12 protein-coding genes are annotated in these 12,535 nt (G+C 65.4%); 5 read left to right on the top strand and 7 right to left on the bottom strand.

The annotated features are described in order from the left end of the window. Positions 1 to 118: 118 nt before the first annotated feature. Positions 119 to 334, top strand: a complete 216-nt coding sequence (locus tag BCCGELA001_RS09615; RefSeq protein ID WP_060735149.1) for a hypothetical protein — start codon at positions 119 to 121, stop codon at positions 332 to 334. A 133-nt stretch (positions 335 to 467) separates the two neighbouring features. After that, positions 468 to 1,430 carry a D-2-hydroxyacid dehydrogenase family protein gene (locus BCCGELA001_RS09610; RefSeq protein WP_060737577.1) on the top strand — a complete coding sequence of 321 codons (963 nt, stop codon included), beginning with the start codon at positions 468 to 470 and terminating at the stop codon, positions 1,428 to 1,430. Between the two features lie 57 nt (positions 1,431 to 1,487). Here the strand turns inward: BCCGELA001_RS09610 and BCCGELA001_RS09605 are convergent, their stop codons facing one another. Continuing rightward, a complete protein-coding gene (locus BCCGELA001_RS09605) occupies positions 1,488 to 2,687 on the bottom strand; it encodes a L,D-transpeptidase family protein (RefSeq protein ID WP_060737576.1) in 1,200 nt (399 codons plus the stop codon). Positions 2,688 to 3,054: 367 nt separating this feature from the next. On the opposite strand from BCCGELA001_RS09605, the gene BCCGELA001_RS09600 reads away from it, so the two are divergent. Beyond that, positions 3,055 to 3,795, top strand: coding sequence for a hypothetical protein (locus BCCGELA001_RS09600; protein ID WP_060735148.1), 741 nt, complete (start codon positions 3,055 to 3,057; stop codon positions 3,793 to 3,795). 141 nt (positions 3,796 to 3,936) lie between these two features. On the opposite strand, the gene sseA is transcribed toward BCCGELA001_RS09600, so the two are convergent. The 3 genes from sseA to BCCGELA001_RS09585 all read right to left on the bottom strand — a co-directional run bounded on the left by sseA (position 3,937) and on the right by BCCGELA001_RS09585 (position 6,740). Further along, entirely contained in the window at positions 3,937 to 4,791 is an 855-nt protein-coding gene (sseA, locus tag BCCGELA001_RS09595; protein ID WP_060737575.1) for a 3-mercaptopyruvate sulfurtransferase, read from the bottom strand. A 135-nt stretch (positions 4,792 to 4,926) separates the two neighbouring features. Beyond that, on the bottom strand, positions 4,927 to 5,340 hold the full coding sequence (locus BCCGELA001_RS09590; RefSeq protein ID WP_008569015.1) for a rhodanese-like domain-containing protein: 414 nt from the start codon (positions 5,338 to 5,340) through the stop codon (positions 4,927 to 4,929). A gap of 224 nt (positions 5,341 to 5,564) precedes the next feature. Then, on the bottom strand, positions 5,565 to 6,740 hold the full coding sequence (locus tag BCCGELA001_RS09585) for a vWA domain-containing protein (RefSeq protein ID WP_060735147.1): 1,176 nt from the start codon (positions 6,738 to 6,740) through the stop codon (positions 5,565 to 5,567). A 122-nt stretch (positions 6,741 to 6,862) separates the two neighbouring features. Between BCCGELA001_RS09585 and BCCGELA001_RS09580 the strand changes: the two genes are divergently transcribed. Together BCCGELA001_RS09580 and BCCGELA001_RS09575 are read left to right on the top strand one after the other, a co-directional pair. Beyond that, a complete protein-coding gene (locus tag BCCGELA001_RS09580; RefSeq protein ID WP_008559660.1) occupies positions 6,863 to 7,108 on the top strand; it encodes a GlsB/YeaQ/YmgE family stress response membrane protein in 246 nt (81 codons plus the stop codon). A 105-nt stretch (positions 7,109 to 7,213) separates the two neighbouring features. Next, positions 7,214 to 8,056, top strand: a complete 843-nt coding sequence (locus BCCGELA001_RS09575) for an AAA family ATPase (protein WP_060735146.1) — start codon at positions 7,214 to 7,216, stop codon at positions 8,054 to 8,056. A gap of 977 nt (positions 8,057 to 9,033) precedes the next feature. Here the strand turns inward: BCCGELA001_RS09575 and BCCGELA001_RS09570 are convergent. From BCCGELA001_RS09570 to BCCGELA001_RS09560, 3 genes are all read right to left on the bottom strand, one after another. After that, positions 9,034 to 10,680 (bottom strand): GMC family oxidoreductase, encoded by a 1,647-nt coding sequence (locus BCCGELA001_RS09570; RefSeq protein ID WP_008559679.1) that lies wholly within the window; start codon positions 10,678 to 10,680, stop codon positions 9,034 to 9,036. A gap of 16 nt (positions 10,681 to 10,696) precedes the next feature. Then, a complete protein-coding gene (locus BCCGELA001_RS09565) occupies positions 10,697 to 11,290 on the bottom strand; it encodes a GNAT family N-acetyltransferase (protein WP_060735145.1) in 594 nt (197 codons plus the stop codon). 202 nt (positions 11,291 to 11,492) lie between these two features. Next, positions 11,493 to 12,419, bottom strand: coding sequence for an SMP-30/gluconolactonase/LRE family protein (locus BCCGELA001_RS09560; RefSeq protein ID WP_008559696.1), 927 nt, complete (start codon positions 12,417 to 12,419; stop codon positions 11,493 to 11,495). Positions 12,420 to 12,535: the final 116 nt, after the last annotated feature.

Raw genomic sequence — 12,535 nt, 5'->3', positions numbered from 1 at the left:
TCTCGCCGCCGATCCGAACAATTGAAACCATCTTTTAATAAATCAGGCCAAAGCTCGGTTTCGCGCGGAAACAGCGCCACCCGCTCAGAACGAACGGGGAGCACGGCGAGACAGCGTCATGGCACTGATCGAAACCCACTCGCTTCCTGTGCCGGCAGAAACCGGGCACGCCTCCGGCTTCGTCTCGGAGATCAAGGGCTTCTGGAAGCGCTTCTTCGCCACGGCGTTCAACCCGTACCGGCCCGAGTTGCACTACATGCGCGGCCCCGGCCCGGCCTGGCGCGCCAAGCACGGTATGGATGCGCCGTTCCGCCTGAAGCCCCGCGACCTCTGAACTCGCCTCCCCTATCGGATTTTTGAAGTCGCTAGCTGCTTGCGCGCAGCTGCGATTGCGCGCAACCATGGCGCCGGTTCCGACGATGGCGCCCTCGCCTGCCACCGTCACCTCTCGCCATGGATGAATGCTGATGACGCGGCTGCGCTGTGCAATTCTCGACGACTATTTCAACCTCGCGCTCGACGTCGCCGACTGGGAAAAACTGTCGGACCGCATCGATGTCACCGTATTCAGCCACCCCTTTGCCTCCGAGCAGGCCGCGGCAAGTGCGCTGGCCGACTTCGAGATCATCTGCGCGATGCGTGAGCGCACGCCATTTCCAAAGGGCCTGCTCGATCGCTTGCCGAAGCTCAAGCTGCTGCTGACCTCGGGCATGCGCAATGCCGCGATCGACTTGGAAGCAGCGAAGGCGCGCGGCGTCGCCGTCGGCGGCACGCAATATTCGCGCGACCCGACCGCCCCGCTCACCATGGGCCTGATCCTGGAGCTGACCCGCGGCATCGGCCGCGAGAATGCGCGCATGCATGACGGCAAGCCCTGGCAGACCTTCGCCGGCATCGAGATCGAGGGGCTGACCCTCGGCATCGTCGGGCTCGGCAAGCTCGGCAGCAAGATGGCCGGGATCGCCAAGGCGTTCGGCATGAACGTGATCGCCTGGAGCCCGAACCTCACGCCGGAGAAGTGCAAGGAAGCCGGCGTCGGCTACGCCACCAAGGACGAGCTGTTCGCCAAGGCCGATATCGTCACCATCCACGTGGTGCTCAGCGAGCGCTCGCGCGGACTGGTTGGCCGCGCCGATCTCGCGCGGATGAAGCCGACCGCCTTTCTCGTCAACACCGCGCGCGGGCCGATTGTCGATGAGGCGGCGCTGCTCGAGGCCTTGCAGCAGAGGACAATCGCAGGCGCCGGCATCGACGTCTTCTCGGCCGAGCCGCTGCCGGTCGATCATCCCTTCCGCAAGCTCGACAATGTCGTCCTGACGCCGCATCTGGGCTACGCCACCACGGACGGACTGCGCATCCATTACGGCCAGATGGTCGAGACGATCGACGCTTTCACCAAAGGCAGTGAGCTGCCGCGCAAGCTGGCCTGAACGACGAAGGGCGTGCCGATGGCACGCCCTTCTGCAATCTGAATATTCTCGGCGCGCTCAGCGCACGGTGACCGGCGCGGGCAGCGGCGGCACCACGGTCGGCTGCGTGCCCGGAACGGGGCCAGCCTGCGCGGCCATCGGGGCCGGACCGGCAGCACCCGGCGTCGGCGCGGCGGAGGCGGTCGCCGTTCCCGGCGGCGGACCACCCGGCATCACGACCACGCGGGTGCCGACCTTGACGCGGTCGAACAGGTCGGAGACGTCCTCGTTCAGCATGCCGATACAACCCGACGACACGAACTTGCCGATGGTCGAAGGCTGGTTGGTGCCGTGGATGCGGTAGACGGTCGAGCCGAGATACATGGCGCGGGCACCAAGCGGATTGCCCGGGCCGCCGGCCATGAAGCGCGGCAGATAGGGCTGGCGCTCGATCATCTCGGTCGGCGGATGCCAATCCGGCCACTCGGCCTTTCGGGTGATCTTCTGCACGCCGGTCCAGGTGAAGCCGTCGCGACCGACGCGGACGCCGTAGCGGATCGCACGGCCATTGCCGAGCACGTAATAGAGGTAGGTGTTCGGCGTATCGACCACGAGCGTGCCGGCAGGCTCCTTGGTCTGGAACGAGACCTCCTGGCGGCGCAGGTTCGGCGGCAGCTGCACCGGCGCAGCATCGGGCTGCTCCTCGGGCGGCAGCGCGGCCAACGTCACCGGGCGACCATCGGTACCGACGGGCGGCTGCCCAGCCTGGACCGTTCCGGTCGCGGCGGGACCGCCCACGGCTTCCGGCGGACGCAGGCCGTCATTGGCCGGAGCCTGGCCCTGGCCCGGACGGTTGGCATAGATCACCGGCGGCGGACCGGCCGGACGGCCGTAGCGGGGATCGTCGGGCGACATCACCGGGCCTTGCGGTGCGGCCGAGTAGACCGGTGGCGCGCCAGCCGGACGGCCATAACGCGGATCATCCGGCGACATCACCGGGCCCTGCGGCGGAGCCGCCGAATAGACCGGCGGCGCGCCCATCGGGCGGCCATAGCGGGGATCATCGACCGGGCCGGGCGGCGGCAAGGATGCCTGCGGCATCGCGTCGTCATCATCCTCCAGCGCGTCGAAATTGGGCGTGCGATCGCCGGGCCGATATTCGGCCGGGGCGCCATAGCTCGGCACCTGCTGGACTGGATAGCTCTGAGCCTGCGCGAGCGAGGTTCCCGCCGCAGCGACTGTTGCGGCAGCGCATATCGTCAGAAAATGTTTGATCATCATCGCTCTTGTATAGTCCCCAAGCCCGTCCGGACCGTTAACGGCCAGATGACGGAAGATAGCGGCACATTCAAGACATATCAGGCCTATTTGCGCCGGATTTGCCGATTTGTGATCCGCAAGACTACCGTTGCCCCGTTGCATCACGGGGCGGAAATCGCATTGCACCGTCAATTGCCGGAGTCTTCGGCCCCGAATTTAGGAAGCGGCGGTGAGACGTTGCGATATGGTCGAATCAGCCTGATTCGCCACTGCTTTGAGCTTCGATCCCGCGCGGCGAACGCGGCAATCAGTACCGTCACCGCGTTCAGATGGCTCATGGGCCCCGGCCACCTCGCCGCCGGGGCGGAAATTCGCAACCCGTCCGATGCTTCCCGGCTTTCGCTTCCTGTTTGCCGCGATCCTGCTGTCAACGTCCATCCTGGTGTTCGGCCTAGGGGCCGCCGCGCTGCTGCGGGCGAGCCATGAGCAGTATGTCAGCAACCCCTCCTGGCGGCACGGCCCGAAGGAGAAGGTGTTTGCCCAGGCCCCCGAGCCGGCCCAGCCGGTGCTCGCGGTGTTGCGGGCCGAGCCTGAGGTGGCCGAGCCGGAGCTCTCCCTGCGCGACCAGATACCGACCATTGGGCTTCCAGTGAGCGAGCCGGAGCAGGTCGCCGCAGTGGCGACCGAAGCCGACGCTCAGTCCACGGTCATTGCACCGCCGGCTGAGGTCGCTGCGCTCGAACCGGCCAAGCCCGACGCGACCGTGGAGGTCGCAGCAGCGGCGCCCACCGACACGCTCACGCCTGACGACACCACGGCCGCGGTCCCCGAGGTCAAGCCGGCCGACGAGCCGGTGCCGGCTGTCTCCGATGCCGCCCTCGCCTCCTCAGCGCTCGACATCGCGTCTGCCAAGCTGGCCGCGCTGAACGATCCGGCGGCGACGTCCGTGAAGGATGCACCGGCGAAAGCCAAGGCGGACAGCAAGGCGACCAAGCCCAAGGCGAAGGCCAAAGCCAAGAAGCGGCAGCGCGTGGTGCGCCGTCCGCCGCCTCAGCAGCTGCAGCAACAACTCGATCCGTTCGGACAGCAGCAGACCTTCGCGACGACGACCACGCGCGCGCGGTGACGCGCCTTCTTTGCGGCTAACAATCATTTCGAAGAGATCGTCATGCCCGGGCTTGTCCCGGGCATCCACGTTCTGTGTACCGCGCCTCAAGGCGTGGATGGCCGGGTCAAGCCCGGCCATGACGATGTGGAAACAGCGAGTTTACGCCGGACCGGTCGCGATCGGCGGGCCCTTCTCCTGGCCCCATTCCGACCATGAGCCGTCATAGAGCGCGGTGTCGGTAATCCCCAAGCGATAGAGCGCGAGCGTCAGCACGCCGGCCGACACGCCCGAGCCGCAGCTCGTCACGATCGGCGCGTCCAGCTTGACGCCGGCACTCGTGAAGGCGGCGCGGAGATCGTCGAGCGGCTTCATCTCACCGGTCGCGGCGTCGAACAGCAGATTGTAAGGCACGTTGCGGGCGCCGGGGATGTGGCCGGAGCGGATGCCCGGCCGGGGCTCCGGCGCGCGGCCCTCGAAACGGTCGGCGGCGCGCGCATCGATCACCTGCTCGGCACGGCTTTCGACGTTGGCGATCAGCTGCTGCATGCTGCGCACGCGCTTGGCGTCGTAGCTCGCCCTAAACGTCGCCGGCTTCGGCTTCACCTCGCCGCTTTCGACCGGACGCCCCTCGGCACGCCATTTCTTCAGGCCGCCGTTGAGGATGCGCACATTGGTGTGGCCGAAGGCCAGGAACATCCACCACGCGCGGGGCGCTGCGACCCAGCCGCCGGCATCGTAGAGCACGACGGTGTCGGCGTTGGTGATGCCGAGGTTGCCGATGTCGCGGCCGAACTGCTCGGCGCTCGGATACATGTGCGGCAGCGGATTGGAATGATCCGACACTGCATCGACGTCGAAGAAGGCCGCATCGGGCAGATGGGTGGCGAGATAGTCGTCCTTCGGCAGCGGCAGCACGCCTGGCAGCTTGAAGCTGGCGTCGAGGATCTTGACGTTGGCGTCGTTGATGTGTGCGGCGAGCCATTCGGTGGAGACGAGGGGATCGGTGGCGGTCACTGCATGCTCCAGCAATTGTCTCAGTCGTCATGGCCGGGCTTGTCCCGGCCATCCACGTTCTTCGTCGCGGCAAAGACGTGGATGCCCGGGTCAAGCCCGGGCATGACGCAGTATGTGGTGAGGGAGGTGTTCACCTCACCCCTTCTTCTTCGGCATCCACTGCTCCGTCGGCCCACCGGCATCGCGCCAGGCGGCGTAGCCGCCGGCGATGTGGGCGACAGGCTTCAACCCCATGTCTTGCGCGGTCTTGGCCGCGAGCGCGGAGCGCAAGCCCCCGGCGCAGTGGAAGACGAACTTCTTGTCCTCCTGGAAGATCGGCTTGGCGTAGGGGCTCTGCGGATCGATCCAGAATTCGAGCATGCCGCGGGTGCAGGCGAACGCGCCGGGAATGCGGCCGTCGCGCTCGATCTCGCGGGGATCGCGGATGTCGACGATGACGACGTCGCCGTTCTTGGAGATCTCGATGGCGTCCTTGGCGTTGAGCGTCTCGATCTCGGCATTGGCCTCGTCGATCAGCGCCTTGATGCCGCGGGTGATGGTCTGGGGCATATGGTTCTCCCTCTTGTTGCGTCGTCGCCCCAGGCGATCTGCCGGAGGTGGAGGTCACCTCTCCCGCTTGCGGGAGTGGTCGACGCGCTCGGAGAGCGCGGCGGGTGAGGGCTCTCTCCTCTTGGGGAGCCTTCGCTCGTGGAGAGACCCTCTCCCCAACCCTCCCCCGCAAGCGGGGGAGGAAGCGCAGTCCCGTCGCCGATAGAGCCAGATTCAATCATGCATCAGTGCGTCAATTCCTTCATCGCACCTTCCAACCCCTCGATCGTGATCGGATACATCCGGTTGGCGAAGATGCGCTTGATGATGGTGGTGGATTCTGAATAGTCCCAATGCTTCTGCTGCACCGGGTTCAGCCAAACCGTATGCGGATAGGTGCGGATGATGCGATCGAGCCAGACCGAGCCCGGCTCCTCGTTGACGTGCTCGACCGAGCCGCCGGGCACCATGATCTCGTAAGGCGACATCGAGGCGTCGCCGACGAACACGACCTTGTAGTCGTGCGGGTATTTGTGCAGCACGTCCCAGGTCGGCGTGCGGTCGGTGAAGCGGCGCTTGTTCTGCTTCCACACGCCTTCATAGAGGCAGTTGTGGAAGTAGAAATACTCCATGTGCTTGAACTCGCTCTTCGCCGCCGAGAACAGCTCCTCGACCTGCTCGATATGCGCGTCCATGGAGCCGCCGATGTCGAAGAACACCAGGAGCTTCACCGCATTGCGCCGCTCGGGGCGCATGTGCACGTCGAGATAGCCGTGATTGGCGGTCTCGCGAATGGTGGTGTCGAGATCGAGCTCGTCGGGCGCGCCGGTGCGCGCGAATTTGCGCAGGCGCCGCAGCGCCACCTTGATGTTGCGGATGCCGAGCTCGACATTGCCGTCGAGATCCCTGAACTCGCGCTTGTCCCACACTTTCACGGCGCGGTTATTGCGGTTCTTCTCCTGGCCGATGCGCACGCCTTCGGGATTGTAGCCGTGGGCGCCGAATGGCGAGGTGCCGGCGGCGCCGATCCATTTCGAGCCGCCCTGGTGCCGGCCCTTCTGCTCCTCGAGGCGCTTCTTCAAGGTCTCCATGAGCTTGTCCCAGCCCATGGCCTCGATCTGCTTCTTCTCTTCTTCCGTCAGGTACTTCTCGGCGAGCTTCTTCAGCCACTCCTCGGGAATCTCAGCCTTGTCCATAGCCTCGAGCAGGCTTTCCAGCCCCTTGAACACCGTGCCGAAGACACGATCGAACTTGTCGAGATTGCGCTCGTCCTTCACCAGCGAAGCGCGCGACAGATAATAGAAGTTCTCGACCGTGTAGTCCGCGAGGTCAGCGTCGAGCGCCTCCATCAGCGTGAGGTATTCGCGCAGCGTCACGGGGACCTGCGCGTCGCGCAGAGAGGTGAAGAATTGCAGGAACATGGGTGACAGATTGCCCGTCGGGGGGCGAACGTCAAGGGGCGGAAGCCCCTGCTCCGCGCTGGACCGCCAGGCATTTTGCTCTAGAATTGACGCCATACGGGGTTGTTTTGGGGACGTTTGCAATGGGAATTCTCGCAGCGCTCATCATCGGCGCGATCGCAGGCTGGCTTGCAGGCAAGATTGTCCACGGGGCGGGATTTGGGCTGGTCGGCAACATCGTCGTCGGCATCATCGGCGCGCTGGTGGCGAGCTGGGTCCTGCCACAGCTGCACATCCAGCTGGCAACCGGCACGATCGGCGCCATCGTCGATGCCACGATCGGCGCGGTGATTGTGCTCGTGATCCTTTCGCTGATAAAACGGGTCTGAAAGCCTGACCGACCCAGGAACGGCCGCCGCGAGCGGCCGTTCGCTTGTCGTGACCACGGCAATGAATTGGCAATGCCTGGCAACGACGACCAACAAGGACGAGCGATGAAGTTTACCGGCACCAAGGACTATGTTGCGACCGACGATCTCAAGGTCGCCGTCAATGCTTCGATCGTGCTGGAGCGCCCGCTCCTCATCAAGGGCGAGCCCGGCACCGGCAAGACGGTGCTGGCGGAGGAAGTGGCGAAGGCGCTGAACGCGCCGCTGCTGACCTGGCACATCAAGTCCACCACCAAGGCGCAGCAGGGCCTCTACGAATACGACGCGGTGTCGCGCCTGCGCGACAGCCAGCTCGGCGATGCCCGCGTGTCCGACATCAGGAACTACATCAAGCGCGGCAAGCTGTGGGAGGCCTTCACGGCCGAGCAGCGCCCGGTGCTGCTGATCGACGAGATCGACAAGGCCGACATCGAATTCCCGAACGACCTCCTGCTCGAGCTCGACCGCATGGAATTCCACGTCTACGAGACCGGCGAGACGATCAAGGCGAAGCAGCGCCCGATCATGATGATCACCTCCAACAACGAGAAGGAGCTGCCGGACGCCTTCCTGCGCCGCTGCTTCTTCCACTACATCAAGTTTCCCGATGCCGACACCATGCATCGCATCGTCGACGTCCACTTCCCCGGCATCAAGAAGCGCCTGGTGGAAGAGGCGCTGCGCATCTTCTTCGAGGTGCGCGAGGTGCCCGGGCTGAAGAAGAAGCCGTCCACGTCCGAGCTTTTGGACTGGCTCAAGCTCCTGCTCAACGAGGACATGAGCGCCGAGCAGCTGCGCGAGCGCGACCCGCGCAAGCTGATCCCGCCGCTGCACGGCGCCTTGCTCAAGAACGAGCAGGACGTGCATCTGTTCGAGCGGCTGGCGTTCTTGAGCCGGCGGGAAGTGTGAGGCTGCTCGTTCTCTTGCGATAGCGCCACGCCCCGCCTCACCATCGGTGTCATGCCCCGACTTGATCGGGGCATCCAGTACGCCGCGACTTCTCGGCTCAATCACATGCGCCACTGGAATACTGGATCACCCGCGTTCGCGGGCGATGACGGGGCGTGTGGAGTTGCAGACACGCCTTCGCAGCCTCGCGGCGCATCTCGCCCGAGCCTTGCTTCATCTCGTTCCCTCTTCGATGAGAGGGCGCAGGGAAGGCCGGGTGCTGACCTCGCACCCGCGGTCTGCTGCGCAAAAGGTGCACGCAGAAAACCGCACAGCAGCATACAGGTGGCGCCGAACACACGGCCTTCCCTGCGCGATGGTCGGACGGCTTATGCCGTGCTCTCCCGGGAGCCGAGTTCCTTCTGGCCTCCCTCACCCCGGCGAAAGTCGCCGGCATTGCGCCGGTTGACGCGACTGCCGCATTCGCCAGGGCTTGACCGTAGCAACGACGGCCAGGACCACACGGTTTTGCCGTACGCGCGGTTCGCTTGACCCCACCGGCTCCGACGGCCTTGTGCAAATTGCCATCGAAACACCAGCGGGACGAACCTGTCAGCGCCGTTCGTCCGCACGACGTTTTGGGCTCACGGAGAGCATCCGCCCTGCCCTTGCTTTCGTGCCCGACGCTGCCGCGTCCATCGCAACCCGGCCCGCGTTTCGAACGACTCGCGAACCGCCCCTCTTCGTCGGGCCGGGCTGCCGCGACTTATGCCGCAATTCCGAATTTCGGTAAAGTGGAATATTTTTGCGGGAAGGGGTTGACGGCGAGCGAAACAGCCACCAGCGAGCGGACGCGTCCCGGACGCGCTGCAGCGTGCAACGCTGCTGCGCAGCGCCGGGACCCAGAAGGCGACACGGCAGATTGCGGCGACATAGGCCCCGGCTCTGCAGCGCACCGCTGAAGAAGCGCTGCGCTGCGTCCGGGGCACGAGACCTTCCTAGGCCACCGCTGTATCCGGAATCCTTGCGGCTTCCATCGGCTGCTTGCCGCGAATCAGGTCGGAGGCGCGGTCGGCGATCATCATCGTCGAGGCATTCAAATTCGCCGAGATCATGCGTGGCATCACCGAGGCGTCGATGACGCGCAGGCCTTCCAACCCGTGGACGCGGAGCTGGTCGTCGACGACCGCCCAGGTCGAATCCGCAGGGCCCATGCGGCAGGTGCAGCCGGGGTGGAAGGTGGTGGTGCCGCGCTCGGTGGCCGCGTGCAGAAATTCGTCGTCGGTGTTGACGTTGGGACCGGGAAAATCCTCATAGGCGTAATAGGGCGACAGCGGCGCACTCTTCAGAAGGTTGCGCGCGAGCTTCATGCCGCCGACGATGACGCGGCGGTCGAGCTCGGCGTCGAGATAATTGGTCTGGATGATCGGCGGCGCGAACGGATCGTTGGAGCGGATGTGGACGTAGCCGCGGCTCTCCGGGCGCTGCTGCCAGGAGGCCACGGTCATGCCGGGCTCGTCCTCGAGCTGGCCCTGCACGCCTTCCTTGTAGGACGCCGGAGTGAACGTGAGCTGGAGGTCGGAGCTCTCGGCGCTCTCGCCGGAATGCCAGAAGCAATAGACCATGGTCGGCGACAGCGACAGCAGGCCGCGGCGCGCGGTCGCCCATTTCAGGGCCTCGATCCACAGCGAGAGGCCGCGGCGGAGTTCGTTGATGGTCTTGATGTCCTTGACGCGCGCCACCGTGCGCGGCGCGTAATGATCCTGAAGGCCCTCGCCGACGGGGAGCGCGTGACGCACCGCGATGCCGTGCTGCTGCAACAGGTCGGGCGAGCCGACGCCGGAGAGCTGCAAGAGTTGCGGCGAGTTATAGGTGCCGCCGGACAGGATCACTTCCTTGTTGGCGCGCACCTCGACGGGATGTCCGCCGCGGCCGCCCTTGGTGTAGCGCACGCCGACGGCGCGCTTGCCTTCAAAAATGATCTCGGTCGCGTGCGCATGGGTGTGCACATGCACGTTCGGCCGCTTCATCGCGGGCTTGAGGAACGCGGTCGCGGCGGAGACGCGCAAGCCATTGTTGATGGTGCGCTGGCAATACGACACGCCCTCCTGGGTCTTGCCGTTGTAATCGGGATTGCGGGGAATACCGAGCGAGACCGCGCCTTCCATGAAGGCTTCGCAGAGCGGATCGCGCCAGTCCATCGTCGTGACGGTGAGGCTGCCCTCGCGGCCGCGATAAGCATCCTCGCCCTCGCCGACCCGCTTCTCCAGCCGCCGGAAATAGGGCAGCACGTCGGCATAGCCCCAGCCGCGATTGCCCATCTGCGCCCAGGTGTCGAAATCCATGCGCTGGCCGCGGTTGTAGATGTGGCCGTTGATCGAGGACGAGCCGCCGAGCGTCTTGCCGCGCGGCGCGTAGATGCTGCGCCCGCCGGTCCAGGGCCCCGGCTCCTGCTGGTAGGCCCAGTTGATGCTCTTCATGTGGAAGGTCTTGATGAAGCCCGCCGGCAGATGGATGTAGGGATGCCAGTCGGAAGGGCCCGCCTCGAGCACGCAGACGCTGACGTTCGGATCTTCGCTCAGCCGGCTGGCGAGCACGCAACCGGCGGAGCCCGCGCCGACGATCACATAATCAAATCTGTCCATGGTGCCTCGGCGCCTCTCAGCGCGGCTTGTCGTTGAGTTGAAATTCCAGATGTGCCTGCACCGTCGGCCATTCAGCGGCGGTGATGCTGTAGACCACGGTGTCGCGCAGCGTGCCGTTCGGCGCGATCTGGTGGCTGCGCAGAATTCCGTCCTGCTTGGCACCCAGGCGCTCGATGGCGCGGCGGCTCTGGTGGTTGAAGAAATGCGTGCGGAACTCGACCGCGATGCAGTTCAGCGTCTCGAAGGCGTGCCGCAGCAGCATGAGCTTGCACTGCGTGTTGAGCGGGCCGCGCTGCGCGCTCTTGCCGTACCAGGTCGAGCCGATCTCGACGCGGCGGTTGGCGGCATCGATGTTCATGTAGGTCGTCATTCCGACGATGGTGCCGGCGGCATCGAACACGGTGAACGGCAGCATCGAGCCGGCGGCCTGCAGGCCGAGGCGGCGATCGATCTCCTTGGCCATGTTCTCCGGCGAGGGGATCGCGGTGTACCAGAGCTTCGACAGCTCGCCGTCCTTGACGGCCTCGACCAGCCCCTCGCGATGATCATGCGCCAGCGGCTCCAGACGGGCGTGCTGTCCGCGCAGGGTGATGGGATCAGGCCAGGGCATTCGAGATACTCTCCGTTGTCATTGGGCAGCGAGGCATTCCAGGTGCCAGATCCTCATCCTGAGGAGCACGGAACGCGCGTCTCGAAGGATGAAGGCCCGGCTGGTGGCCTCGCCCTTCGAGACGCGCGCTCAGGGCGCGCTCCTCAGGGTGAGGGTCTGGCAGTTATTATGCCTCGCTCGCAATGACGGTAACTAGCACCGTTTATTTGTTTAGGAAATTGAGCGGCAAACCGCCGCGCGGCCAATCCATGGCAATCAGCTCGCCCTTGCCCGACAGCGTGATATAGGCGGTCTTCAGCTCGGGGCCGCCGAAGGCGATGTTGGTGGTGACGCGGTCGCCGGTCGGCACCTGCTCCACCAGGGTGCCGTCGGGCGCGATCACCGAGATGCAGCCGGAGACGAGGGTGGCGACGCAGACATTGCCATTGGCTTCCACGGCCAGCGAGTCGAACATCTGGTAGCCGCCGAGGCCGCAAATCGGCTTGCCCCGCTCGCCGCGATAGATCACCTCGCGCGGCTTCAGCGTTCCCGGAGCGGAGAGCTCATAGGCCCAGAGCCGGCCCGTCGGCGTCTCCGCGATGTAGACGGTGTTCTCGTCCGGCGAGAGCCCGATGCCGTTCGCGGGCAGGATGCCGTGCACGATTTCGACGATCTCCTTCATGCCGGGCTTGAGATAATACATGCCGCCGACGTCCATCTCGCGCGCGCGGCGCTTGCCGAGGTCGGAGAACCAGAGGCCACCGTGCCTGTCGAAGACGAGATCGTTCGGGCCGCGCAAATCGTGCGCGCCGCATTTGCTCACGACGGTCTCGACCTTGCCGGATTGCAAATCGACGCGCTGGATCGCGCCGCCGAGATAATCCTCCGGCTGCGGGCCCGGCATGATCATCTTGCCGGCCGGAAGCCAGGAGAAGCCGCCATTGTTGCAGATGTAGATCTTGCCGTCGGGCCCCAGGGCTGCGCCATTGGGACCGCCCGGCACCTTCGCGACGATCTCCTTGCGACCGTCGGGGTAAACGCGCGTCAGGCGCTGGCCGCGGATTTCCACCAGCACGACCGAGCCGTCCGGCATCACGACCGGCCCTTCGGGAAATTCGAGGTCGGTGGCGAGAACACGAACGTTGGACATGGTGGGACCCTCCCGGCTGCTTGTTATGACTTGCACGGGATGTCCGGCATGGGCCCCGCAGGCAAGCTTTGCCTGCGGTTATGACAAAGTCACCGGGGCTTGCCAAGCAAGCGGGA

Origin of the sequence: Bradyrhizobium sp. CCGE-LA001, assembly GCF_000296215.2 — a bacterium.
Lineage (GTDB): Bacteria > Pseudomonadota > Alphaproteobacteria > Rhizobiales > Xanthobacteraceae > Bradyrhizobium.
Note: the sequence above shows the minus strand (reverse complement) of the source record. Positions and strands in the feature narration are given on the sequence as shown.